This is a genomic window from Micromonospora sp. CA-246542, assembly GCF_050942905.1.
GTDB lineage: Bacteria > Actinomycetota > Actinomycetes > Mycobacteriales > Micromonosporaceae > Micromonospora.
The window spans coordinates 4,992,026-5,016,024 of record NZ_CP192040.1; the positions used below are offsets into that span (position 1 = coordinate 4,992,026).

Genomic DNA, 23,999 nt, shown 5'->3' on the forward strand with positions numbered 1-23,999 from the left:
GTGGAGTGGCGGCATGAGTGACCTTCTTGCCGGGCCGGCGGAGGCCGCCGCCGGGCTGGCCGTCTACGGCGCGGACGCGGTCGACAAGTCCGCGCCCGCCTCGACCCGGGAGGCGCTGGTCAAGGCCGGCGTCCCCGGGCGGCTGGCCGCCAAGGACACGACCCTGTGGGGTTCGGACGCCGAGGCCGAGGCGAAGATCCGGCTCGGTTGGGTGGACACCCACCAGCGCAGCCGGGAGCTGCTGGCGCAGCTCGCCGAGTTGAAGGCGGAGCTGGCCGACCTGGACCACGTCGTGCTCGCCGGCATGGGTGGCTCGTCACTCGCCCCCGAGGTCATCACGCGGACCCTGGGCCGGCCGTTGACGGTGCTGGACACCACCGACCCGGGCCAGGTCCGGGCGGCCCTCGGTGACCGGCTGGAACGCACGGTGGTGGTGGTCGCCAGCAAGTCCGGCTCGACGGTGGAGACCGACAGCCACCGCCGCGCCTACTGGCAGGCGTTCCTGGACGCCGGGATGACCGAGGCGGAGGCCGGCCGGCACTTCGTCATCGTCACCGACCCGGGCTCGCCGTTGGAGGCCACCGCGGCCGAGATGGGCGCGTTCACCGTGCTCGCCGACCCGAACGTGGGCGGCCGGTACTCGGCGCTGACCGCGTTCGGGCTGGTGCCGTCCGCGTTGGCCGGCGTCGACGTGTCGGAGCTGATCGACCAGGCCGACGCGTTGGCCCGGTCGCTCGGCGCCGACACCGACAACCCGGCGCTGGCGCTGGGCGCCGCGCTGGGCGCCGCCGCCACGCTGGCCCGCGACAAGGTCGCCCTGGTGTCCGACGGCACCGGCATCGACGGTCTGGGCGACTGGGCCGAGCAGCTCATCGCCGAGTCGACCGGCAAGTCCGGCGTGGGCATCCTGCCGGTGGTCGTGGAGTCACCGCAGAGCCCCGGCGCGACCGGCCCCGACGTGCTGACCGTCAGCTACGGCGGCGCGCTGGCCGCCGGTGACGTGCCCGGCGGTGGCGCCGACCCGGATGTGGCCGTCAACGGCCCGCTCGGCGCGCAGTTCCTGGCCTGGGAGTACGCCACCGCGGTGGCCGGCGTGGTGCTCGGCATCGACCCGTTCAACCAGCCGAACGTCACCGAGTCCAAGGAGAACACCAACAAGATCTTGGCCTCGGGGCTGCCGACGGAGAAGCCGTCGTTCACCGAGGGCGCGATCGAGGTGTACGCGCCGCAGGGCGCCCCGGGCGACCTGGCCGGGGTGCTGCGGTGGCTGCTCGACGGGCTGGGCGACGACGGTTACCTGGCGGTGATGGCGTACCTCGACCGGTTCGCCGACGCCGACACGGCCGGGTTGCGGCCGCTGCTGGCCGGCGCGTCCGGCCGGCCGGTCACCTTCGGCTGGGGGCCGCGGTTCCTGCACTCCACCGGCCAGTACCACAAGGGCGGCCCGCAGGTGGGCAGCTACCTCCAGGTGACCGGCGCGGTCGCGGAGGACCTGGACGTGCCGGGTAAGCCGTACACCTTCGGCGAGTTGCAGGCGGCGCAGGCCGCCGGCGACCGGCAGGCCCTCGCCGGCCGGGAGCGGCCGGTGCTGCGACTGCACCTGACCGACCGGGCCGCCGGGGTCGCCCAACTGCTCGACGCGGCCGGTCAGCTGCGCACGTGAGGATGGACGACGTGACCCAAGGCGTGAACCCGCTACGCGACCCGCAGGACCGCCGGTTGCCCCGGATCCCCGAGCCGTGCGCTCTGGTGATCTTCGGGGTGACCGGCGACCTGGCCCGCAAGAAGCTGCTGCCCGCGGTCTACGACCTGGCGAACCGGGGGCTGCTGCCGCCCGGTTTCGTGGTGCTCGGCTTCGCGCGCCGCGACTGGGGCGACGGCGACTTCGAGACCCTGGCCTGCGAGGCGGCCAAGAAGCACGCCCGTACGCCGTGGCGGGACGAGGTCTGGGCACGGCTGGCCGGCAACATCAAGTTCGTGGGCGGCTCGTTCGACGACGACGCCGCCTTCGACCAGCTCTCCTCGACCTTGGACGACCTGCGCCAGACCCACGGCATCGCCGGTAACGCGGCGTTCTACTTCTCCATCCCCCCGGCCGCCTTCCCCGTCGTGCTCAAGCAGTTGGCCCGCACCGGAATGGCCGACAACGACAAGTCCGGCGGTTGGCGGCGGGTCGTGGTGGAGAAGCCGTTCGGCAACGATCTGCCGTCGGCGAAGGCGCTCAACGACCTGGTCGATGACGTGTTCACCCGGCAGGACGTCTTCCGGATCGACCACTACCTGGGCAAGGAGACGGTCCAGAACATCCTGGCCCTGCGGTTCGCCAACAACCTGTTCGAGCCGCTGTGGAACTCCAAGTACGTCGACTCGGTGCAGATCACCATGGCCGAGGACGTCGGCATCGGCACCCGGGCCGGCTTCTACGACACCGTCGGCACCGCCCGCGACGTGCTGCAGAACCACCTGCTCCAACTCCTGGCCCTGGTGGCGATGGAGGAGCCGACCAGCTTCGACGCCGACGAGATCCGGGCCGAGAAGCTGAAGGTGCTCAAGGCGATCACCCTGCCGAAGGACGTGGCCCGGGACACCGTCCGGGGCCAGTACCTGCCCGGCTGGGTGGGCGGCGAGCGCGCGGTCGGCTACCGGGAGGAGCGGGACGTGCCCGCCGACTCCACCACGGAGACGTACGTGGCGGTGCGCCTCGGCATCCAGAACCGGCGCTGGGCCGAGGTGCCGTTCTACATCCGGGCCGGCAAGCGACTCCCCCGGCGGGTCACCGAGGTCGCCATCATGTTCAAGAAGGCGCCGCACCTGCCGTTCAACGACGCCGACATGGAGTCGCTGGGCAACAACCAGTTGGTCATCCGGGTGCAGCCGGACGAGGGCGTGGTGCTCAAGTTCGGCTCGAAGGTTCCGGGCACCACCATGGAGGTCCGCGACATCGCCATGGACTTCCAGTACGGCGAGGCGTTCACCGAGTCCAGCCCGGAGGCGTACGAGCGGCTCGTCCTGGACGTGCTGATCGGGGACCGCACCCTGTTCCCGGACGCCGCCGAGGTCGAGCAGAGCTGGCAGGTCATCGACCCGCTGGAGCACGCCTGGGCGGGCACCACCCCGGAGCCGTACCGGGCCGGCGAGTGGGGTCCACGGGCGGCTGACGAGATGCTGGCCCGTGAGGGCCGCGCTTGGAGAAGAGCATGATCGGGCTGTGGGACACCACCGGCAACGAGGTGGTCAAGGCGCTGGCCGCCGAACGGCGCAGCGCCGGTGGTGTGGCCAGCGGCATGGCGCTCACCCTCATCGTGGTGGTGGACGAGAAGCGCGTACGCGAGGCGGAGGCGGCGGCGACCATCGCCGCCGCCGCCCACCCGTGCCGGCTGGTGGTCGTGGTCCGCTCCGACATCGAGCGGGAACGGAACCGGCTGGACGCGGAGATCGTGGTCGGCGGTCGTCTCGGCCCGTGCGAGGCGGTGGTCACCCGGATGTACGGGCGGCTCGCCCTGCACGCCGAGTCGGTGGTCATGCCGCTGCTGGTGCCGGACGTACCGGTGGTGACCTGGTGGCACGGTGAGCCGCCCGCGGAGATCGCCACCGACTTCCTCGGTGTGGTCGCCGACCGGCGGATCACCGACTCCGCGCAGGCCGCCGACCCGGTGGAGGCGCTGCGCCAGCGGGCCCGGGACTACGCCCCGGGCGACACCGACCTGGCGTGGACGCGGATCACCCCGTGGCGGACCCTGGTCGCCGGGGCGTTCGACACCACCAACGAGCAGGTCACCGAGGCGACCGTCGTCGCGCCACCCAGCGACCCGACGGCGGCGCTAATGGTCGGTTGGCTGTCCAGCCGGCTCGGCATCACCCCGCGCCGGGTGGACACCGACGAGTTCCCCCGTATGCGCGAGGTGCAGTTGACCTGCGCCAACGGCGACAAGCTGACGCTGACCCGCGAGGACAGCCTGGCGGTGTTCCGGCGGACCGGTCAGGAGGATCGGGCGCTGCCGCTGGTCCGTCGGCCGCTCGGCGACGAGCTGGCCGAGGAGCTGCGCCGCCTCGACGCCGACCAGGTGTACGCGGAGGCGTTAGGCGCGACCGCCGGCCTGCGCGGTCTGGAGCAGCGCCCGCCGCAGCGGGTGCACGTCTGGAAGGATCCGGCCACGGCCCAGCGCGCCGAGGCCGGGGTCACCGCGCACGCCGGCACGAGCGGCGAGAGCTGAGCGGTACGACACCGGCAGGGCCGGGACGAAACGTCCCGGCCCCGCACCGCCACCTCCGGACGCTCGGCGTCCGGATACGACGCGACAGCGACCGCCCAGCGGTCCGGAAACGAAGGCACAACCCATGAGTGAGGCGAGTGTCGCCGTCCACGCCGACGCCGATCTGCTGGCGCAGGCCGTGGCGGCCCGACTGCTGGTGAAGGTGCTCGACGCCCAGGCCGACCGGGGCGAGGCCGCGGTGGTCCTCACCGGTGGTCGGGTCGCCGCCGCCGTCTACCGGGCGGTGGCGCAGCTGCCGGCCCGCGACGCGGTCGACTGGTCCCGGGTCGACGTGTGGTGGGGCGACGAGCGGTTCCTGCCGTCCGGCGACCCGGAGCGCAACGAGACCCAGGCCCGGGCCGCCCTGCTGGACTCGGTGCCGCTGGACCCGGCCCGGGTGCACGCCATGCCGGCCTCCGACGGCCCGGCCGGCAACGACCCCGAGGCGGCCGCCGCCGCGTACGCCGAGGAGCTGGCCCGCGCCGCCCGGCCGGGGCACGCCGCGCTGCCGCACTTCGACGTGCTGATGCTCGGTGTGGGCGAGGACGGGCATGTCGCCTCGGTCTTCCCGGAGCACCCGGTGCACCACGACACACGGCCGGTCAGCGCGGTGCGGGGCAGCCCGAAGCCGCCGCCGGTGCGGACCACCCTCACCCTGGGGGCGATCAACACCGCCGAGGAGGTCTGGCTCGTGGCCGCCGGCGCCGACAAGGCGCGCGCGGTGGGCATGGCTCTGGCCGGCGCGGGGCCGGTACAGCTCCCGGCCGCCGGGGTGCACGGCGTGGACCGTACCCGCTGGTTGCTGGACCGCGCGGCCGCCGCGGACGTGCCGGCCCGCCTGCGCAGCCTGCGCTAGCCGCAGCCTGCGCTGATCGCGACGAAGGGGCCCTCGCGTACGAGGGGCCCCTTTCGTCTATTCGCCGCGTCGGCGGCGCAGCGCGGCGAGGGCCTCGGCCAGCAACGCCTCCCCCTCCTCGGCGGTACGCCGCTCCTTCACGTACGCCAGGTGGCTCTTGTAGGGCTCGGGGCGGACGCGTCCGGGCGGGTTCTCGGCGTCCAGGCCCGCGGGGAGCCCACAGCGGGGGCAGTCCCACAGCGGCGGCGCCGTGGCGTCGGCCGCGATCCGGATGTCGGTCTGGTGGTCGTTGCGGCACCAGTAGGTGACGGCCTGTCGGGGGGCCGGTTGGTGCCGCTCGTCCGGGCGCATGGGCGCGGACCCGACGCGGGCGCCACGGATGACATTGCCACTGGGCACGGCTGCTCGCTCCTGTCGTCGGAGGGGACCCGCCGCCGTCGGGGATGGGCGGCGGGCGACGCGGTGCAGCGGAGAAAAGACTGCGCGCGGTCCGTCGAGTGACGGACCGCGCGCAGATTGTACGACTTGGCGGGCTTGCTCAGGTGCCGCTGTTCATCTGGAGACGGAGCCAGAGACCCAGCCCGACGATCGCCGCGAACCAGACGACACCCACCAGAACGGTGTAACGATCGAGGTTCTTCTCGGCCACCGAGGAGCCGGCGAGGCTGGAGCTGACACCGCCGCCGAACATGCTCGACAACCCGCCACCCTTACCGCGGTGCAGCAGGATGAGCAGGGTGAGCAGAACGCTCGTGATGACCAGCAACACGATCAACGTGTATGCGAACCAGATCGGCATGGCTGGGGGCAGTCCTCTCGTAGCGATCCTCGCCCGGACAGGTCGGGCACTCCGGCACCGGCCGGTGGACGGGCGGTGTCCAGAATAGCGAGCGATCAGCGAGCGATGTGCTCGGGGAACCGGCAGATCTGCGCGAATTCCTCCGCGTCCAGGCTCGCGCCACCCACCAGGCCGCCGTCCACGTCCGGCTGGGCCATGATCGAGGCGACGTTCGACGCCTTGACCGAGCCGCCGTAGAGGACCCGGACGGCGTCGGCGGTCTCGGCGTCGAAGCGCTCCGCCAACCGCTGACGGACCGCGCCGCAGACCTCCTGGGCGTCCTCCGGCGTGGCCGTCTTGCCGGTGCCGATCGCCCAGACCGGCTCGTACGCGATGACCACCTGGCGTACCTGCTCGGGCGTGAGCCCGGCGAGGCCCCCGTCGAGCTGGTCGGAGCAGTGCGCCACGTGGGTGCCCTGCTCGCGCACGTCCAGCCCCTCCCCCACGCAGAGGATGGGGGTCAGGCCGTGCGCGAGCGCCGCCTTCACCTTCGCGTTGACGACCGAGTCGTCCTCGTGGTGGTAGGCCCGCCGCTCGGAGTGCCCGACCACCACGTACGTGCAGCCGAGCTTGGCCAGCAGCGGCCCGGAGATGTCACCGGTGTACGCGCCGGAGGCGTGCGGGGACAGGTCCTGCCCGCCGTAGCCGATCAGCAGCTTGTCGCCGTCCACCGCCGTCTGCACGGTGCGCAGGTCGGTGAACGGCGGCAGCACCACCGTCTCGACCTCGGTGAGCTGCTTCTCGGTGAGGCTCGCGGCCAGCTTCTGCACGAGCAGGTTGGCCTCGAGGTGGTTGAGGTTCATCTTCCAGTTGCCGGCCATCAACGGCCGGCGGGTCGTGCTCGCCATGCTCAGTTCTCCAGGGCCGCGATGCCGGGGAGGGTCTTGCCCTCCAGGTACTCCAGGGAGGCGCCGCCACCGGTGGAGATGTGACCGAAGCTCGACTCGTCCAGGCCCAACGCCCGCACGGCCGCCGCGCTGTCACCGCCGCCGACGACGCTGAACGCGTCGGCCTTGGTGATCGCCTCGGCGATACCCCGGGTGCCGGCCGCGAAGGCGGCCATCTCGAACACGCCCATCGGCCCGTTCCAGAAGATCGTCTTCGCCTGGGACAGGGCGGCGGCGAAGCCGGCGACCGTCTCCGGGCCGATGTCCAGGCCGAGCCGGTGGCTCGGGATGCCGTCGACGCGGACCGTGTCGTGCGCGGCGTCCGGCGCGAACGCGTCCGCGACCACCACGTCGACCGGGAGCAGGATCTTGCCGTCGGCCCGCTCCAGCAGGTTGCGGCAGGTCTCGACCATGTCCTTCTCCAGCAGCGACGTGCCCACCTCCAGGCCCTGGGCCTTGAGGAAGGTGAAGCACATACCGCCACCGATGAGCAGCCGGTCGACCGTCGGTAGCAGCGCCTCGATCACGGCCAGCTTGTCGGAGACCTTGGACCCGCCGAGCACCACCACGTACGGCCGCTCGGGCTCGCTGGTCAGCTTGGAGAGCACCTCGACCTCGCGCAGCACCAGCCGGCCGGCCACGTGCGGCAGCCGCGCCGGCACGTCGTACACGCTGGCGTGCTTGCGGTGCACGGCGCCGAACGCGTCGTCGACGTACGCGTCGCCGAACGCGGCGAGCTGGTCGGCGAACACGCCCCGCTCGGCCTCGTCCTTGCTGGTCTCACCGGCGTTGAAGCGCAGGTTCTCCAGCAGGGCGACCTGACCGTCGGCCAGGTCGGCGACCGTCGAGCGGGCGGAGTCACCGACGGTGTCGGTGGCGAAGTGCACCGGAGCGCCCAGCAGCTCACCGAGCCGCCCGGCGACCGGGCTCAGGCTGAACTGCGGGTCGGGCGCGCCCTTCGGGCGGCCCAGGTGCGAGCAGACGACCACCTTCGCGCCGGCCTCGACCAGCGCGCCCAGGGTCGGCAGCACCGCGCGGATGCGGCCGTCGTCGGTGATGGCGCCGGACTGCTTGTCGAGCGGGACGTTCAGGTCGGCGCGCACCAGCACGCGCCGACCCGACACCCCCTCGGCGAGCAGGTCGTCGAGGGTCCGGAGGGCACTCACAGAGCTAGCCTTCCGTTCGCGACTGCGGGGCTCGCAAGCTCACTCCTCGCGCTCACAGTGAGGTACCGACCAGCTTGACGAGGTCGACGAGGCGGTTCGAGTAGCCCCACTCGTTGTCGTACCAGCCGACGACCTTGACCTGGTTGCCGATGACCTTGGTCAGCGGCGCGTCGAAGATGCACGACGCCGGGTCGGTGACGATGTCGGAGGAGACGATCGGGTCCTCGTTGTAGACCAGGATGCCCTTGAGCGGGCCGTCGGCGGCGGCCTTCAGCGCGGCGTTGACCTCGTCCACGGTGGTCTCCCGGCCGACCTCGACGGTCAGGTCGGTGGCCGAGCCGGTCGGGATCGGCACCCGCAGCGCGTACCCGTCGAGCTTGCCCTTCAGCTCCGGCAGCACCAGGCCGATGGCCTTCGCGGCGCCGGTGGAGGTCGGGACGATGTTCAGCGCGGCGGCGCGCGCCCGACGCAGGTCCTTGTGCGGCGCGTCCTGGAGGTTCTGGTCCTGGGTGTACGCGTGGATCGTCGTCATCAGACCCTTGGTGATGCCGAACGTGTCCTGCAGGACCTTCGCCATCGGCGCGAGGCAGTTCGTCGTGCACGAGGCGTTGGAGATGATGGTGTGCTTCGCCGGGTCGTAGGTGTCGTGGTTGACACCCATGACCACGGTGACGTCCTCGTTCTTCGCCGGGGCGGAGATGATGACCTTCTTGGCGCCGCCGTCGATGTGCGCCTTGGCCTTGGTGCCGTCGGTGAAGAAGCCCGTCGACTCGATGACGACGTCCGCGCCGACCTCGCCCCACGGCAGCGCCGCCGGGTCCTTCTCGGCGAACGCCTTGATGGTCTTGCCACCGACGGTGATCTCGTCGGCGGTGGCCTTCACCTCGTACGGCAGGCGACCCAGGATGCTGTCGTACTTGAGCAGGTGGGCGAGCGTGCCGTTGTCGGTCAGGTCGTTGACCGCCACGACCTCGATGTCGGCGTCGGACGCCAGCACTGCCCGGAAGAAGTTACGGCCGATTCGGCCAAAGCCGTTGATGCCAACCCGGATGGTCACAGGTCCCATCTCCTCGCGTTCTGGTCCGCCGGCTTGACTCAACGGGCCGGCGGGAATGGTGTGCGCCGACCGTTGGAGCCGGCCGTCGACGGTTCATCTCGGCCACCCCGCCGCGCGGTCTGAGGACCTGACCGCCCGAGGCGGTGGGCACGACGAGAGGTGCCGATGTCGGCCCCCTTGCCGTACTCAGCGACCCTATCCGAGCGTGCGGGACCACGCTGCGCCGGGTCGTGCTCCCGGCGCACCGTACGGGCCCACCGTCCTATCAGACCACGAGCATGTCGGGCGTGACGGCTGCTTCCGTATCCGGGATGCCGAGGTCCCGGGCCCGCTTGTCGGCCAGCGCCAGCAGGCGGCGGATCCGCCCGGCGATGGCGTCCTTCGTCAGCGGCGGGTCGGCCAACGCGCCCAACTCCTCCAGCGACGCCTGCCGGTGCTCCAGGCGCAACCGTCCCGCGTCGGTGAGGTGGTTGGGCGCCTCGTCGGCCAGGATCTCCAGCGCCCGGGTGACCCGGGCGGCGGCGGCCACCGCGGCGCGCGCGGAGCGACGCAGGTTCGCGTCGTCGAAGTTGGCCAGGCGGTTGGCGGTGGCCCGCACCTCCCGGCGTACCCGACGTTCCTCCCAGGCCAGCACGCTGGAGTGCGCGCCGATGCGGGTGAGCAGCGCGGCGATCGCGTCGCCGTCCTTGACGACCACCCGGTCCACCCCGCGTACCTCACGGTTCTTGGCCGTGATGCCGATCCGGCGGGCCGCGCCGACCAGCGCGAGCGCCGACTCCGGTCCCGGGCAGGTGATCTCCAACGCGCTGGAGCGGCCGGGCTCGGTGAGCGAGCCGTGCGCCATGAACGCGCCCCGCCACGCCGAGACCGCGCAGCAGACGTTCGCCGCCACCACGTGCGGGGGCAGCCCCCGCACCGGCCGGCCGCGCACGTCCAGCAGGCCGGTCTGCCGCGCGAGCGCCTCGCCGTCCTTGACCACCCGGACGATGAAGTGGCTGCCCTTGCGCAGCCCGCCGGAGGCGAGCACGTGGATCTCGCTCGGGTAGCCGTAGACCTCGGCGATCTCCCGGCGCAGCCGACGCGCCACCGCGCCGGTGTCCAGCTCGGCCTCCACCACCACCCGGCCGGAGACGATGTGCAGCCCTCCGGCGAAGCGCAGCAGCGCGGCCATCTCCGCCCGCCGACAGCAGGGCTTGGGCACGTCGACCCGACTCAGCTCGTCCTTGACCGCAGCCGTCATCGCCATTGTGCGTCCCCTCACGGACCTGTTCCGGCGTGTCGCCGGTGATTACGTACGTGTCTAACGATCGGCGCCCAGGACAGGCACCAGCGCGGCGCCCAGGGCAGCCGGATCATGGCGGGGAGTGCCGTCGGTGACGGCGACGGGGGCGAGGACCAGGCGGGCACCCAGCGATTCTGCCGCACGTTCGACCGGTTCCGGGTCACCCACCGCCTTGGCGTCCGCCAGCACGAGATCCACCTTCAGCTCGGGCAGGTACCAGCGCAGCGCCGCCAGATGATCGGCGACCGAGAGGCCGAGGGTCTCCTTCTCCGCGGCCAGGTTCAGCGTGACCAGGCGCCGGGCCGAGCTGGACACGATCGCGTCGGCCAACTGCGGCACCAGCAGGTGCGGCAGGACGCTCGTGTACCAACTGCCCGGCCCGAAGATCAACCAGTCCGCCGCGCCGATCGCGGCCAGGGCCTCGGCGCAGGCAGCCGGGGCGGCCGGCGTCAGGCGCAGCGACTCGACCCGCCCGGTCGTGACCGCCACCTGGTGTTGACCGCGCACGGTCCGCACCTCGTCCGGAGCGTCCGGGTCGACCCCGCGCACCCGCGCCTCGATGTCGACCGGCTGGCGCGACATCGGCAGCACCCGCCCGACCGCGCCGAGCATCGCCCCGGCGTGCTCCAGCGCCGCCACCGGGTCGCCGAGCAGCTCCATGAGGCCACTGAGCACCAGGTTGCCCACCGCGTGCCCGGCCAGGCCGTCCGCGCGGGCCGCGTCACCCGCCGCCGGGTCCGCGTCTGTCGGCTTTCCGGCAACCGGGCCCGCGCCCACGCCGGGCGCGTCGCGCGCCGCCGGGGCCGCCTCGGTCCCGGCATGCCGGGGTACGCGGACAGCCTGCGCCGCCGCGAAGCGGTGCTGGAAGAGCCCGGCGCTGCGTCGGGTGGCCGGATGGTCGCCGGCCAGCGCGACCAGGGCCTGCCGCAGGTCACCCGGCGGTAGGCCACCCCGCTCGGCGCGCAACCGGCCACTGGAACCGCCGTCGTCGCCGACCGTCACCACGGCGGTGATGTCCAGGTCGAGTTCGGGGGCGCAGTGCCGCAGCGCGCGCAGCGACGCCGACAGGCCGTGCCCGCCGCCGAACGCCACCACCCGGCGCGTCGTCATTCCCGCCCCAGGTCGCGGTGCTGGGCGTTCGCCGCCAGCCCCGACTGACGCAGCCGGCCGGCCAACTCCTCGGCGATGGCCACGCTGCGGTGCTTGCCGCCGGTGCAGCCCACGGCCACCGTCAGGTACCGCTTGCCCTCCCGCTCGAACCCCGTGGTGGTGGCGTTGACCAGGTCGGCGTACGAGGCGACGAAGGCGTCCGCCCCCTCCTGCCCCAGCACGTACGCGCTGACCGCCTCCTCCCGGCCGGTGTGCTCGCGCAGCTCCGGCACCCAGTACGGGTTGGGCAGGAACCGGGCGTCCAGCACGAAGTCGGCGTCCGGCGGCAGGCCGTACTTGAAGCCGAACGAGAGCACGGTCACCCGCAGCCGGCGGGCGTCCTCGCCGCCGAACAGCTCCTCGATGCGCCGGCGGAGCTGGTTGACGTTGAGGTGGCTGGTGTCGATGATCACGTCGGCCTGGTCGCGGGCCTCCTCCAGCAGCCCGCGCTCGACGGCGATACCGTCGGCGAGCCGCCCGTCACCCTGCAACGGGTGCGAACGCCGGACACTCTCGAACCGACGGATCAGCACCTCGTCGTCGGCGTCGACGAACACCACCCGGGGCGAGAAGCCGCGCTCCTTCAGCTCCCGGATCGCCCCCGCCAGGTCGGTGGAGAAGGCGCGCGAGCGCACGTCCAGGACCATCGCCGTACGCCGGGCGGCCCCACCGGCCTTGAACGCCAGCTCGGCCATGTCGAGCATGAGCGCCTGCGGCAGGTTGTCCACCACGTAGTAGCCGACGTTCTCCAACGCGCGCGCGACGGTGCTGCGACCGCCACCGGACAGCCCGGTGACCACCACCAGGGTGGTCTCCGACTCGGCCGTCGGCTGCCCGTCACCGGCAGTGTGCGCCTCGCTCACCAGTACCCCCAAGACGTGGCGCCGCGGCCGCCGTCGGCCGCGATTGGTCAATCAGCGACTCTATCCCGCCGGTCGGGGTGGACACGGGCACGCCCGCCGCCGCGCGCCGGGGGCGTGGTAGCGCCGCCCTCCGGCGACGGAACGTTCAGCCGCGCGGATCGCGCCGCAGACCGGTCACGAACGACGACCAGGCGTCCCAACCGAAGACGAGCGCCGGTCCGCCCGGATCCTTGGAGTCCCGCACCGCCAGCCCTTCGGGGAGTACGGCCACCTCGACGCAGTTCGAATCGTTCGCGCCGCTACGGCTGCTCTTGCGCCAGGAAACCCGTGCCAGCTTCGCGGGGGCCATCGGCAGCGCTCCAAGGTGTCGGACTCAGTCGGGGACCTCCGCAGCAACCCGCGCGAGAAGGTCCGCAGACCGGTCAGGGTCGAGTGCCTTGGCCCGAAGGTGGTCGAACATGAGCTTATATCGGGCCACCTGCCGGTCCTCCTCCAGCAACAGCGTGCTGGAGTCGTTGCTGAGATACACCACCGCAGGGTCGAGCACCGGGTCGGCGTAGTCCAGAACGGTGAAGGCTCCGGCCATCGCCGCGTGCGCACCGGCGGCGAACGGCAGGACCTGGATCTCGACCGAGGGCATCGCGCACGCTTCGATCAGGCGGTTGAGCTGTGCACGCATCACCTTCGGGCCGCCGACCACCCGTCGGACCGCCGCCTCATCCAACACCGCCCACAACGATGGCGGCAGGTCACGCGACAGTAGAGCCTTGCGGGCGAGCCTCGCCGCCACAACCCGGTCGGTCTCGTCCTGGTCGGCGGTGCTGCGGCCCGCTCTGACGATGGCGCGGACGTACTCCTCCGTCTGCAACAGGCCCGGAACGTACAGGCACTCGAACGCGCTGATCGACGTCGCCTCCGCCTCGAAGCCGACGAAGTCGTCCGGCAGCACGTCGCCGTACGCGCTCCACCACCCCTTCTGCCGGGACTGTCGCAGCAGCGCGTTCAGCGACTCCCGCTCGTCGTCGGATGCGTCGTAGAGGTCGAGCAGCGGGGGCAGGTCCTTGGGCATCACCCGCGAGTGTCCGAGTTCGAAGCGGATGACCTTCGTCCGATGCCAGCCCAGGATCTTGGCGACCTCCTCGGCGGTGTGCCCGGTGCGGTCCCGCAGGCGGCGCAACTCGCGCCGCAGCCGGCGGGCTCTGATCGTCGGACTGGGCACCTGCGCCATCGCCGCCGTCACCTCCACTGTGAGTGATCGATTCTCACCGAAGAGCGACCACATATCAAGTATCTTTTCCCAGAAATCACGACGTTGCATTTTGCTGCCGTCTGGTCCAGGCTCTTGATGAGGATCCGCTACGGAGAGGCAGAGCATCGTGACGGACAATCGATCGTCTCGCTGGGAGCGGGAGTCACGGCAACCCCGCGACGTCCACGACGACCTGATTGACCTGCTCGACCGGGCCGACGTGTCCGAGCGGGTCCGGGCCGCCATCGCATTCGCGTTGGCAACGCCGGAGACACTGTCGTCGTACCTCATCGCTCTGGGTCCGACGGAGCGCGAGCGGCCGGCGGCCCGGCGCTGGACGCTGCACCTGTCCTACCTGGCGACGGACCTGATGGAGGCCCGCGACCAGGCCGTCGTCTACACGGAGGGGTTGACGACCCTGCGCCCCGAGGTGGCCGCCGGGGCCGCGCTGCTGTCCCGGGCCGACGCCTGGCACCACGTCGAGCCGGTGTTCTGCGGCCGGAGCGGCCCCGACAACGAAGTCTGCATGGACGTCAACGGACACCCCGGCTTCCACAGCGCGGCCGGCATCGGCGGGCTCTGCTGGGGCGACGGGGACGGCAGTTCGGCGCAGTGACCGTCGCGGCGCGGCGGACGCGCCGGCCGCCGTGCGGGCGATGCTGTCGGGGAGGGCTCGTAGACTCCCCGGATGGCTTCCCCGACCGACCTGCGTACCGACGACGCGCTGGCGGCGCTGCGCCGGGTGTTCGGCTACGACGCCTTCCGCGGCTTCCAACAGCAGGTCATCGACCATGTCGTCGCCGGCGGCGACGCGCTGGTGCTGATGCCCACCGGTGGTGGCAAGTCGCTCTGCTACCAGATCCCGGCCCTGGTCCGCGACGGTGTCGCGGTCGTCGTGTCGCCGCTGATCGCGCTCATGCAGGACCAGGTGGACGCGCTCACCGCGGTCGGCGTACGCGCCGGCTTCCTCAACTCGACGCAGACCCTCGACGCCCGTCGCCGGGTCGAGGCGGCCTTCGTCGCCGGCGAGCTGGACCTGCTCTACCTGGCACCGGAGGCGCTCGGCGTCCGCTCCACCCTCGCCCTGCTGGACCGGGGGCGCATCTCCCTGTTCGCGATCGACGAGGCGCACTGCGTGTCGCAGTGGGGGCACGACTTCCGGCCCGACTACCTGGCCCTGTCGATGCTGCACGAGCGGTGGCCGCAGGTCCCCCGCATCGCCTTGACCGCCACCGCGACGAGCGCCACCCGCCGCGAGATCGCCAGCAGGCTGGGCCTCGACGACGCGCGGCACTTCGTGGCCAGCTTCGACCGGCCCAACATCCAGTACCGGATCGTGCCCAAGCGGGAGCCCCGCAAGCAACTGCTGGCCCTGCTACGCGACGAGCATCCCGGCGACGCGGGCATCGTCTACTGCCTGTCCCGCGCCTCGGTCGACAAGACCGCCGAGTTCCTGACCGCCAACGGGATCGCCGCGCTGCCCTACCACGCGGGCCTCGACGCGGCGACCCGCGCCGCCAACCAACACCGCTTCCTGCGCGAGGACGGGCTGGTCATGGTCGCCACCATCGCCTTCGGCATGGGCATCGACAAGCCCGACGTGCGCTTCGTGGCCCACCTCGACCTGCCCAAGTCGGTCGAGGGCTACTACCAGGAGACCGGCCGCGCCGGCCGCGACGGGCTGCCGTCCACCGCCTGGCTGGCGTACGGCCTGCAGGACGTCGTGCAGCAGCGCAAGATGATCGAGACGTCCGACGGCGACCTGGCCCATCGCCGCAACCTCGCCGCGCACCTGGACGCGATGCTCGCGCTCTGCGAGACGGTCCGGTGCCGCCGGGTGCAGCTACTCGAATACTTCGGCGAGAGCGCCACCGCGGCCTGCGGCAACTGCGACACCTGCCTCAACCCCCCGGAGTCCTGGGACGGCACGGTCGCCGCCCAGAAGCTGCTGTCCACCGTGTTCCGCCTCGACCGCGAACGCAACCAGCGGTTCGGCGCCGGGCACTGCGTCGACATCCTGCTCGGCAAGCAGACCGACAAGATCAGCCAGTACGGCCACGACTCGCTGACCGTCTTCGGTATCGGCACGGAGTTGAGCGAGGCCGAGTGGCGGGGCGTGGTCCGGCAACTCCTCGCCGAGGGGCTGCTCGCCGTCGAGGGCGACTACGGCACGCTCGCGCTGACCGAGGCGAGCGCCGACGTGCTGGGCCGTCGCCGTACCGTCACCATGCGCCGCGAACCGGAGAAGCCGGCGTCGAGCCGCTCGTCGAAGCCGCGCGGCTCGTCCACCGTGGTGGCCGAGCTGACCCCGGCCGCCGCGTCCGTCTTCGAACGGCTGCGCGCCTGGCGGGCGGCCACCGCCAAGGAGCAGGGCATGCCGGCGTACGTCATCTTCCACGACGCGACGCTGCGCCAGATCGCGAGCGACGAGCCCACCTCGCTGGCCGAACTGTCCCGCGTCAACGGCGTCGGCGAGAACAAACTCGCCAAGTACGGCGAGCAGATCCTGGCCGTCCTCGCTGGCGAGTGACCTTATGCCGAAAGGGCCGGACCCTGTGGGGTCCGGCCCTTTGCGGTGTGGTTGTCAGCTGGTGGCGTAGCCGCGGGTGGCGATCCAGTCCGCGAGGTGCTCGACGGTGATCTGGTAGGAGGCGGTGTCCGGGTTGGCGGAGTCGGCGATCGTGACGACGTTGCCGTTGTCGCGGTAGCCGGTCACGCTGATGTAGTGCCCGCCCTCGTAGGAGTGGGTGTTGCCGTCGGTGTCGGTGCTGGTGCCGGCGATGTTGGCGACCACGGCCCGGCCGTCGTCGACGGTCTTGACCACGTCGGCGCGCAGCGTGTCGGTCTGCTTCGCGTCGGCGTCCGGGCTGCTGATCTCCACCGACCGGTAGGCGTCGGCCTTGCCGGTCTCCTTGTTCAGCACCGGGGTGATGTCGTTGATGCTGTTGGTGCCGGCCTCGGTGGTGCCCATCTCCTTGGCCATGGCGTCCACGTCGATGTTCTTACCCTGCACGCTCAGCGCGTTACGGGTCGCGGCGGGACCGCAGTAGTAGAAGTTCGGCTGCGCCTCGTAGCGCACGCCGAGCTCCCGCTCACCGTGACCCTTACGGTCCGACTGGGTCTGGGTGGTGGGCTTGGCGTCGGACATGGCGTACGCGGCGGTCACCGGACCGGCGATCGCTCCACCGGTGAAGGCGAGGCCAGCGGCGGTCAGGGCGGTCTTACGAATCAGATCGGTACGCATGATGGCGTGCTCCTCTGCTTCATTCGGGGGATATGCACTCGGCACACGGGGGTGTGCTGTGCGGAGAGAGTTCTTGGGGATCGGCCCGGCGGCCCGGCGGGGCCTGCTCGGGGGTGTCCCGGAGGGTGGTGCAACGGTCCGGGCCGGGGGATCATTCCCGCCGGGGGAACCGCGGGTGGTGCTCGGCCGTGCGGGGATGTAACGACGCCGGCCTGGCGGGTGTTCCCGGCGGCGACTGCCGGCGTGCCGATGCTCGGTGGTGCGGGGGGTGTAACGACACCGGCCCGGCGGGTGTTCCCGGCGGCCACCCGGTGACCCGGAGGGCGCTGCGGCGTGCCTGGTGTAACGACCCCGCCCGGCCGCCGATTCCGCCGCCGGGGTGCGACCCGTCACGGCACCCACGCCCGAACAGGACAAACCTCCCAGGCGCGACAGACCATCGGGCGCGCCACCGGTGATGATCGACTCGACATCGCCGACGTGGCGGCATCCGCGCACAGAGGATGCCGCCACACCGGCGACCCCGGAGCCGATCAAGGGGCGGGCACGACGGACCGCGAGTGCCCAAGCGCCGCCCGACCACCGAAACCGGACAAATCCGACCTGCGGCCTGGGCGGATCCGATGACCGGCGCACTTTCGGGGATATTGCTGCCTCAGCCGGTTGTGAGGCAGCAATATCCCCGAAAGTGCTCCCTCACCGACCAGGGCACACCAGCCCGCCTGAGGTCTGGGACGGCGCATTCGGGCAAGATCGTGCTCGATCCAGGAAAGAGGGCCCTCGCCGCGCGGTCGAGGCCACTACAACCAGGATCGAGCGCGATCATGGGGTTGCGACGCGGGGCACTCCGCCTCCAGGTGCGTGGGCAGGCAGTTACTCACGGACGACACCGCGGGCGGACGTGCCGAGCAGCGCCCAGGGCCGGCAAAGTGCCGCTTCGCCCCGGTGACCCCACTTGGCCGGCCTGGCGGGACGGGCCCGGACGGTCGCCTATATCAGGCATGTCGCCCACATGGCGCGGGGTAGGAGCATCCGCGCCTCGGGGCGAGGTGGTGATCCACACGACTTCGGCGATAGCGCGCTATCCCAGCCAGTTGATAGCCCGATATCGCCGAAGTCGAGTCGATCATGGCGAAGGCAAGCCCTCGACCGCTGGCTCAGCGGCAGAAGTCGTCCCCGCGTCGGAGGCCGCCCCCGCAGGGGGTGCGCTCCCCGCAACGGAGGCCCCCGCAGGGGGTGCGCTCCTCGCGTCGGAGGTCGCCCCCGCATCGGAGGCCGCCTCCGCAGGGGGTGCGCTCCTCGCGTCGGAGGTCGCCTCCGCGCCGGTGTCGGCCGGCACCCCTGTGTCCAGGGCGGCCAGGATCGCCTCGGCGGTACGACGGCCGACCCCGGGTACCTCGGTGATCTCGTCGACGGTTGCCGTGGAGAGCCGCTTGAGCGAGCCGAAGTGCCGTAGCAGCGCCTTGCGGCGTACCTCGCCCAGGCCGGGGACATTGTCCAGCGCCGACTCGGTCATCCGCTTGGAACGGCGCTGGCGGTGGAACGTGATGGCGAAGCGGTGCGCCTCGTCGCGGACGCGTTGCAGCAGGTAGAGGCCCTCGGAGGTGCGCGGCAGGATGACCGGGAACTCGTCGTCCGGGAGCCACACCTCCTCCAGCCGCTTGGCGAGGCCGCACAGGGCCACGTCGTCGATGCCCAGGTCGGCGAGGGCCTGCGCGGCGGCCGCGACCTGCGGGGCGCCACCGTCGACGACGACCAGCTGCGGCGGGTACGCGAACTTTCGGGGTCGGCCGGTGGTCGGGTCGATCAGGACGCCGACCTGCGGGTCGACCGGGTCCACCGGAGTGGCCGGGTCGTCGGCCGACTCCACGCCCACCTCGCCCGTCTCGGCGCGCGCGTCGAGGTAGCGGGCGAAGCGGCGACGCAGCACCTCGGACATCGCGGACAAATCGTCGGTGGCGCCCCGGACGATGAACCGCCGGTACTCGCTCTTGCGGGGCAACCCGTCCTCGAAGACCACCATGCTGGCCACCACGTCGGTGCCCTGGATCTGGGAGATGTCGAAGCACTCGATGCGCAACGGCGAGGTGCGCATGCCCAGCGCCTCGCTGATCTCGTCGAGCGCCTTGCCGCGGGTGGTCAGGTCGCCCGAGCGCTTGAGCTTGTGCCGGGCCAGCGCGTCCTTGGCGTTGCGCTCGACCGTCTCGAGCAGGGTGCGCTTGTCGCCGCGCTGCGGCACGCGCAACGACACCCGGCTGCCCCGATGGCCGGTGAGCCAGTCGGCGAGCGCGTCGGCGTCCGCCGGCAGCTCGGGCACCAGAAGCTCACGGGGTACGTCCGCCTCGCCGTGCTCGCCGCCGTACACCTGGGTGCAGAAGTGGTGCACCAGGTCGCCGGTGGTGAGGTCCTCGGTCTTCTCCACCACCCAGCCGCGCTGGCCGCGGACCCGGCCGTCACGGACGTGGAAGACCTGCACGGCCGCTTCGAGGGGGTCGTCGGCGAACGCGACCACGTCGGCGTCGGTGCCGTCGCCGAGCACCACGGTCTGCTTCTCCATGGCCCGGCGCAGGGCGGCCACGTCGTCGCGCAGGCGGGCGGCCCGTTCGAACTCCAACGCCTCGCTGGCCTCGGTCATCTCGCGTTCGATCTTGCGGACCATGGTGTCGGTGCGGCCGGCCATGAAGTCGCAGAACCCGTCGACGATGGCCCGGTGCTCGTCGGCCGAGACGGTGCCGACGCACGGGGCCGAGCACTTGCCGATGTAACCCAGGAGGCAGGGACGGCCGACCTGACCGGCCCGCTTGAATACGCCGGCCGAGCAGGTCCGCGCGGGGAACACCCGAAGCAGCAGGTCGAGGGTCTCGCGGATGGCCCAGGCGTGCGAGTACGGCCCGAAGTAGCGCACACCCTTGCGTTTCGCGCCGCGCATCACCTGGAGTCGCGGGTACTCCTCGTCGAGGGTGACGGCCAGATAGGGGTACGACTTGTCGTCGCGGTAACGGACGTTGAACCGGGGGTCGTACTGCTTGATCCAGGTGAACTCCTGCTGGAGCGCCTCGACCTCGGTGCCGACGGTGATCCAGTCCACCGACTCGGCGGTGGTGACCATCTGGCGGGTGCGCTCGTGCAGGTTCCAGACGTCGCCGAAGTAGGAGTTGAGCCGGCTGCGCAGGTTTTTCGCCTTGCCGACGTAGATCACCCGGCCGGTGCCGTCGCGGAAGCGGTAGACCCCCGGTGACTCCGGGATGGTGCCGGGTGCGGGACGGTAGGTCGAGGGGTCAGCCACACCGCCAAGCCTAGTCCGCACCCCCGACACCCCACCGCAGGCGCGTGATCCACCCTGGCTTCCCGGAAGCCGGGGTGTCTGCGGCTCTCCGACACCCCGACTTCCGGGAACGCGAGTCGATCTTGCCGGGCGAGACCGACCAGCGCGGGGCGGTCCGCTGACCAACGCCAAGTCGGTCGACGCGACCGTCGAGCCCAGGTGGGTCAGGCCAGGGAGATCTGGTCGCCGGTGACCTTGATGTCCTTCGGCGGCAGCGGCTTCTTCGCCGGACCGGCCTTCACCGAGCCGTCCTCGATCGAGAACTTGCTGCCGTGGCAGGTGCAGTTGATGGTGCCGCCGTCGACGTTCGAGACGGGGCAGTTCTGGTGCGTACAGATCGGGCTGAAGCCCTTGAACTGGCCGGCCGTGGGCTGAGTGATCACCACGCCCTCGGCGGCGAGGATCTTGCCGCCACCGACCGGGATGTCGGCGGTGGTGGCCAGCGACTGGGCGTCCTGCCGGTCGCCGCCGCCGGCGTCCCCGGTGCTGGGCACGGCGGGGCCACCGCTGGTGGGTGAGTCGCTGCCACTGCCGTCGTCACTGCCGCAGGCAGCCAGGACGACGGCCGCGCCGACCGCCCCGACGCCGGTGAGCAGGGTACGACGGGTCTGCGTACCCGGTCCGGTCAGCGCCTGATCGTCGCTCATGCCTCGCCTCTCTCTCGCCCAGTGCGCCGGTCCGAAAGCCGGCCACACTTCCTTTCACGCGCAACTGTGCCGGATAGTTCACCCCGGCATCCGGGCGACCCCGGCAAAAGGGGCGGGTCGTCATCCGACCCGCCCCGAAGAGATGCGGAAAGTCAGCGCGCGCCGGCCGGCACCTTGCGGGTCGCCCGCGTCTTGGTCGCGCCGTTGGCCTTGGCGGCCCGGGTGGTGGCCGCCGCCGCGCCCTTGGCCTCACCGTCGAGCTTGAGCACCTGGCGCAGGAACTCGCCGGTGTGGCTCTCGGCCACCTCGGCGACCTCCTCCGGGGTGCCGGTGGCGAGGACGGTGCCGCCCCGGTGACCCCCCTCGGGGCCCATGTCGATGAGCCAGTCGGCCGTCTTGATCACGTCGAGGTTGTGCTCGATGGTGATCACGGTGTTGCCCTTGTCGACCAGGCCCTCGAGCACCATCAGCAGCTTGCGGATGTCCTCGAAGTGCAGACCGGTGGTCGGCTCGTCGAGCACGTACACCGTGCGCCCGGTGGAGCGCTTCTGCAGCTCGGACGCGAGCTTGACCCGCTGCGCCTCACCGCCGGAGAGCGTCGGCGCGGGCTGCCCGAGGCGGACGTAGCCGAGGCCGACGTCGACGAGGGTCTTGAGGTGCCGGTGGATGGCGGGGATGGCGGAGAAGAACTCGGCCGCCTCCTCGATCGGCATCTCCAGCACGTCCGAGACGGTCTTGCCCTTGTAGTGCACCTCCAGGGTCTCCCGGTTGTACCGGGCGCCCTTGCAGACCTCGCAGGGGACGTACACGTCGGGCAGGAAGTTCATCTCAATCTTGATGGTGCCGTCGCCGGAGCACGCCTCGCAGCGGCCACCCTTGACGTTGAACGAGAACCGACCCGGCCCGTACCCCCGGACCTTGGCCTCGGTGGTCTCGGCGAAGAGCTTGCGGACGTGGTCCCAGACACCCGTGTAGGTGGCCGGGTTGGAGCGCGGCGTACGGCCGATCGGCGACTGGTCCACGCCGACGACCTTGTCGACGTGCTCCAGCCCGGAGACCCGGGTGTGCCGGCCGGGCACCAGGCGGGCGCCGTTGATCTGGTTGGCCAGCACCGCGTAGAGGATGTCGTTGACCAGCGTCGACTTGCCCGAGCCGCTGACGCCGGTGACCGCGATGAGCTGGCCCAGCGGGAACGAGACGGTCAGGTTGCGCAGGTTGTGCTCGCGCGCACCGTGCACCACCAACTCGCGGTCCTTGGTCTGCGGACGGCGGGCCGTCGGCGTCGGGATCGACCGCCGACCGGAGAGGTACGCCCCGGTGATCGACTCCTTGTTCTTCAGCAGCGCCGGCACCGAGCCGCTGTGCACGATCTTGCCGCCGTGCTCGCCCGCGCCGGGGCCGATGTCGACGATCCAGTCGGCGACCCGGATGGTGTCCTCGTCGTGCTCCACCACGATCAGCGTGTTGCCCAGCCCGCGCAGCCGGATCAGGGTCTCGATGAGCCGGTGGTTGTCGCGCTGGTGCAGCCCGATCGACGGCTCGTCGAGCACGTAGAGCACCCCGACCAGGCCCGAGCCGATCTGGGTGGCGAGCCGGATGCGCTGCGCCTCACCGCCGGAGAGCGTGCCGGCCGGCCGGTCGAGGGACAGGTAGTCCAGGCCGACGTCGAGCAGGAACCGCAGTCGGGCGTTGATCTCCTTGAGGACGCGCTCGGCGATCAGCTTCTGCCGGTCGGTCAGCTCGATGCCGGCCAGCAGGTCGGCGCACTCCCCCACGGACAGGTTGCAGACCTCGGCGATGCTCTTGCCCGCCAGGGTGACGGCGAGCACCTCGGGCTTGAGCCGGGCGCCCCCGCAGGCCGCACACGGCACGTCCCGCATGTAGCCCTCGTACTTGTCGCGGGACCACTCGGACTCGGTGTCGGAGTGCCGGCGCTCGATCCACTGCACCACGCCCTCGAAGCCGGTGTAGTAGGAGCGCTCACGGCCGTACTTGTTGCGGTAGCGCACGTGCACCTGGTCGTCGGAGCCGTGCAGGATCGTCTTCTGCGCCCGTGCCGGCAACGCCCGCCACGGGGTGTCGATGTCGAAGTGCTGGGCCTCGCCGAGGGCCTCCAGCAGACGCAGGAAGTATTCCAGGTTGTGCCCGGTGGACCAGGGCTGGATGGCGCCCTCGCGCAGGCTGCGCTCCGGGTCGGGAACCAGCAGCTCCGGGTCGACCTCCTTCTTGGTGCCCAGGCCGGTGCACTCCGGGCAGGCGCCGTAGGGGGCGTTGAAGGAGAAGACCCGGGGCTCGAGATCCTCGATGGCCAGCGGGTGGTCGTTGGGGCAGGCCAGGTGCTCCGAGTAGCGGCGCTCCCGCTCCGGGTCGTCCTCCGGCAGGTCGACGAAGTCGAGCAGCACCAGGCCACTGGACAGCCCCAGCGCGGCCTCGACCGAGTCGGTCAGCCGCTGCTTGGCGCTCGGCTTGACGGTGAGCCGGTCGATCACCACCTCGATGGTGTGCTTCTCCTGCTTCTTGAGCTTGGGCGGCTCGGTCAGCGGGTGGACCACGCCGTCGACGCGGGCCCGGGCGTAACCCTTGGCCTGCAGCTCGGCGAAGAGGTCGACGTACTCGCCCTTGCGGCCCCGGATGACCGGGGCGAGCACCATGAACTTGGTGCCCTCGGCCATCGCGAGGACCCGGTCGACGATCTGCTGCGGGCTCTGCTTGGAGATCCGCTCGCCACAGACCGGGCAGTGCGGCTCGCCGATGCGGGCGAAGAGCAGCCGCAGGTAGTCGTAGACCTCGGTGATGGTGCCGACGGTGGAGCGCGGGTTGCGCGAGGTGGACTTCTGGTCGATCGAGACGGCCGGGCTCAGCCCCTCGATGAAGTCGACGTCGGGCTTGTCCATCTGACCGAGGAACTGCCGGGCGTACGACGACAGCGACTCCACGTAGCGCCGCTGCCCCTCGGCGAAGATCGTGTCGAAGGCCAGGCTCGACTTGCCCGACCCGGACAGCCCGGTGAACACGATGAGAGCGTCCCGGGGCAGGTCGAGACTGACGTCACGCAGGTTGTGCTCGCGCGCGCCACGGATGATGAGTCGGTCGGCCACGGTACGTGTACTCCCGGGTGAAGGTGAAGCGGAGGGTCTGTCCCGCTCTGTGCTGGTTCCGAGCGGTCGTAGCTGCTCATGAGCG

The 23,999-nt window shown here is 71.5% G+C and carries 20 protein-coding genes; 6 read left to right on the forward strand and 14 right to left on the reverse strand.

Annotated elements, in window-relative coordinates:
* Nucleotides 1-13 precede the first annotated feature (13 nt).
* The 4 genes from ACQP0N_RS23030 (at nucleotide 14) to pgl (ending at nucleotide 5,109) form a co-directional block, all read left to right on the forward strand.
* Entirely contained in the window at nucleotides 14-1,663 is a 1,650-nt protein-coding gene (locus ACQP0N_RS23030; RefSeq protein WP_433114034.1) for a glucose-6-phosphate isomerase, read from the forward strand.
* Between the two features lie 2 nt (nucleotides 1,664-1,665).
* The gene (gene zwf, locus ACQP0N_RS23035; protein WP_433121763.1) at nucleotides 1,666-3,201 is read left to right on the forward strand and encodes a glucose-6-phosphate dehydrogenase; all 1,536 of its coding nucleotides are present in this window, start codon (nucleotides 1,666-1,668) and stop codon (nucleotides 3,199-3,201) included.
* Nucleotides 3,198-4,214: a glucose-6-phosphate dehydrogenase assembly protein OpcA gene (locus tag ACQP0N_RS23040; protein ID WP_433114036.1), complete on the forward strand. Its 1,017-nt coding sequence runs from the start codon at nucleotides 3,198-3,200 to the stop codon at nucleotides 4,212-4,214. The genes zwf and ACQP0N_RS23040 overlap by 4 nt, the downstream gene beginning before the upstream one ends.
* Nucleotides 4,215-4,338: 124 nt before the next feature.
* Entirely contained in the window at nucleotides 4,339-5,109 is a 771-nt protein-coding gene (gene pgl, locus ACQP0N_RS23045) for a 6-phosphogluconolactonase (RefSeq protein WP_357134284.1), read from the forward strand.
* Between the two features lie 57 nt (nucleotides 5,110-5,166).
* Here the strand turns inward: pgl and ACQP0N_RS23050 are convergent, their stop codons facing one another.
* The 10 genes from ACQP0N_RS23050 to ACQP0N_RS23095 form a co-directional block, all read right to left on the reverse strand.
* Complete coding sequence (locus ACQP0N_RS23050) at nucleotides 5,167-5,508, reverse strand: RNA polymerase-binding protein RbpA (protein ID WP_355049594.1); 342 nt, start codon at nucleotides 5,506-5,508, stop codon at nucleotides 5,167-5,169.
* A 139-nt stretch (nucleotides 5,509-5,647) separates the two neighbouring features.
* Nucleotides 5,648-5,908, reverse strand: a complete 261-nt coding sequence (secG, locus tag ACQP0N_RS23055; RefSeq protein WP_355049593.1) for a preprotein translocase subunit SecG — start codon at nucleotides 5,906-5,908, stop codon at nucleotides 5,648-5,650.
* A 95-nt stretch (nucleotides 5,909-6,003) separates the two neighbouring features.
* Nucleotides 6,004-6,795, reverse strand: a complete 792-nt coding sequence (gene tpiA, locus ACQP0N_RS23060; protein WP_433114039.1) for a triose-phosphate isomerase — start codon at nucleotides 6,793-6,795, stop codon at nucleotides 6,004-6,006.
* A gap of 2 nt (nucleotides 6,796-6,797) precedes the next feature.
* On the reverse strand, nucleotides 6,798-8,000 hold the full coding sequence (locus ACQP0N_RS23065) for a phosphoglycerate kinase (protein WP_433114041.1): 1,203 nt from the start codon (nucleotides 7,998-8,000) through the stop codon (nucleotides 6,798-6,800).
* A gap of 52 nt (nucleotides 8,001-8,052) precedes the next feature.
* The gene (gene gap / locus ACQP0N_RS23070) at nucleotides 8,053-9,057 is read right to left on the reverse strand and encodes a type I glyceraldehyde-3-phosphate dehydrogenase (protein ID WP_433114043.1); all 1,005 of its coding nucleotides are present in this window, start codon (nucleotides 9,055-9,057) and stop codon (nucleotides 8,053-8,055) included.
* Nucleotides 9,058-9,322: 265 nt separating this feature from the next.
* Nucleotides 9,323-10,303 (reverse strand): DNA-binding protein WhiA, encoded by a 981-nt coding sequence (gene whiA / locus ACQP0N_RS23075; RefSeq protein WP_030337350.1) that lies wholly within the window; start codon nucleotides 10,301-10,303, stop codon nucleotides 9,323-9,325.
* Nucleotides 10,304-10,357: 54 nt separating this feature from the next.
* Nucleotides 10,358-11,449, reverse strand: coding sequence for a gluconeogenesis factor YvcK family protein (locus ACQP0N_RS23080; RefSeq protein ID WP_433114045.1), 1,092 nt, complete (start codon nucleotides 11,447-11,449; stop codon nucleotides 10,358-10,360).
* Nucleotides 11,446-12,351: an RNase adapter RapZ gene (gene rapZ / locus ACQP0N_RS23085; protein ID WP_355049588.1), complete on the reverse strand. Its 906-nt coding sequence runs from the start codon at nucleotides 12,349-12,351 to the stop codon at nucleotides 11,446-11,448. The genes ACQP0N_RS23080 and rapZ overlap by 4 nt, the downstream gene beginning before the upstream one ends.
* Before the next feature lie 145 nt (nucleotides 12,352-12,496).
* Entirely contained in the window at nucleotides 12,497-12,700 is a 204-nt protein-coding gene (locus tag ACQP0N_RS23090; protein ID WP_433114047.1) for a DUF397 domain-containing protein, read from the reverse strand.
* Nucleotides 12,701-12,724: 24 nt separating this feature from the next.
* Nucleotides 12,725-13,579, reverse strand: coding sequence for a helix-turn-helix domain-containing protein (locus tag ACQP0N_RS23095; protein WP_433121765.1), 855 nt, complete (start codon nucleotides 13,577-13,579; stop codon nucleotides 12,725-12,727).
* A gap of 148 nt (nucleotides 13,580-13,727) precedes the next feature.
* Between ACQP0N_RS23095 and ACQP0N_RS23100 the strand changes: the two genes are divergently transcribed.
* Both ACQP0N_RS23100 and recQ read left to right on the forward strand, forming a co-directional pair.
* Nucleotides 13,728-14,216, forward strand: coding sequence for a hypothetical protein (locus ACQP0N_RS23100; RefSeq protein WP_433114049.1), 489 nt, complete (start codon nucleotides 13,728-13,730; stop codon nucleotides 14,214-14,216).
* A 72-nt stretch (nucleotides 14,217-14,288) separates the two neighbouring features.
* Nucleotides 14,289-16,130, forward strand: a complete 1,842-nt coding sequence (gene recQ, locus ACQP0N_RS23105; protein WP_433114051.1) for a DNA helicase RecQ — start codon at nucleotides 14,289-14,291, stop codon at nucleotides 16,128-16,130.
* Nucleotides 16,131-16,184: 54 nt separating this feature from the next.
* Here recQ and ACQP0N_RS23110 read toward each other — a convergent pair whose 3' ends face one another.
* The 4 genes from ACQP0N_RS23110 to uvrA form a co-directional block, all read right to left on the reverse strand.
* Nucleotides 16,185-16,844, reverse strand: a complete 660-nt coding sequence (locus ACQP0N_RS23110) for a C39 family peptidase (RefSeq protein WP_355049584.1) — start codon at nucleotides 16,842-16,844, stop codon at nucleotides 16,185-16,187.
* A 1,126-nt stretch (nucleotides 16,845-17,970) separates the two neighbouring features.
* Nucleotides 17,971-20,130 carry an excinuclease ABC subunit UvrC gene (gene uvrC, locus ACQP0N_RS23115; protein WP_433114053.1) on the reverse strand — a complete coding sequence of 720 codons (2,160 nt, stop codon included), beginning with the start codon at nucleotides 20,128-20,130 and terminating at the stop codon, nucleotides 17,971-17,973.
* 203 nt (nucleotides 20,131-20,333) lie between these two features.
* The gene (locus ACQP0N_RS23120; RefSeq protein ID WP_433114055.1) at nucleotides 20,334-20,816 is read right to left on the reverse strand and encodes a Rieske (2Fe-2S) protein; all 483 of its coding nucleotides are present in this window, start codon (nucleotides 20,814-20,816) and stop codon (nucleotides 20,334-20,336) included.
* Between the two features lie 152 nt (nucleotides 20,817-20,968).
* The gene (uvrA, locus tag ACQP0N_RS23125; protein WP_433114057.1) at nucleotides 20,969-23,914 is read right to left on the reverse strand and encodes an excinuclease ABC subunit UvrA; all 2,946 of its coding nucleotides are present in this window, start codon (nucleotides 23,912-23,914) and stop codon (nucleotides 20,969-20,971) included.
* Nucleotides 23,915-23,999: the final 85 nt, after the last annotated feature.

Bases quoted from the DNA above. Each gene is read 5' to 3' on its own strand.
- ACQP0N_RS23095 (WP_433121765.1), bottom strand. From the start codon at position 13,579: ATGGCGCAGGTGCCCAGTCCGACGATCAGAGCCCGCCGGCTGCGGCGC.
- ACQP0N_RS23080 (WP_433114045.1), bottom strand. From the start codon at position 11,449: ATGACGACGCGCCGGGTGGTGGCGTTCGGCGGCGGGCACGGCCTGTCG.
- ACQP0N_RS23030 (WP_433114034.1), top strand. From the start codon at position 14: ATGAGTGACCTTCTTGCCGGGCCGGCGGAGGCCGCCGCCGGGCTGGCC.
- tpiA (WP_433114039.1), bottom strand. From the start codon at position 6,795: ATGGCGAGCACGACCCGCCGGCCGTTGATGGCCGGCAACTGGAAGATG.
- pgl (WP_357134284.1), top strand. From the start codon at position 4,339: ATGAGTGAGGCGAGTGTCGCCGTCCACGCCGACGCCGATCTGCTGGCG.
- whiA (WP_030337350.1), bottom strand. From the start codon at position 10,303: ATGGCGATGACGGCTGCGGTCAAGGACGAGCTGAGTCGGGTCGACGTG.
- ACQP0N_RS23090 (WP_433114047.1), bottom strand. From the start codon at position 12,700: ATGGCCCCCGCGAAGCTGGCACGGGTTTCCTGGCGCAAGAGCAGCCGT.
- ACQP0N_RS23040 (WP_433114036.1), top strand. From the start codon at position 3,198: ATGATCGGGCTGTGGGACACCACCGGCAACGAGGTGGTCAAGGCGCTG.
- ACQP0N_RS23120 (WP_433114055.1), bottom strand. From the start codon at position 20,816: ATGAGCGACGATCAGGCGCTGACCGGACCGGGTACGCAGACCCGTCGT.
- zwf (WP_433121763.1), top strand. From the start codon at position 1,666: ATGGACGACGTGACCCAAGGCGTGAACCCGCTACGCGACCCGCAGGAC.
- secG (WP_355049593.1), bottom strand. From the start codon at position 5,908: ATGCCGATCTGGTTCGCATACACGTTGATCGTGTTGCTGGTCATCACG.
- ACQP0N_RS23110 (WP_355049584.1), bottom strand. From the start codon at position 16,844: ATGCGTACCGATCTGATTCGTAAGACCGCCCTGACCGCCGCTGGCCTC.
- recQ (WP_433114051.1), top strand. From the start codon at position 14,289: ATGGCTTCCCCGACCGACCTGCGTACCGACGACGCGCTGGCGGCGCTG.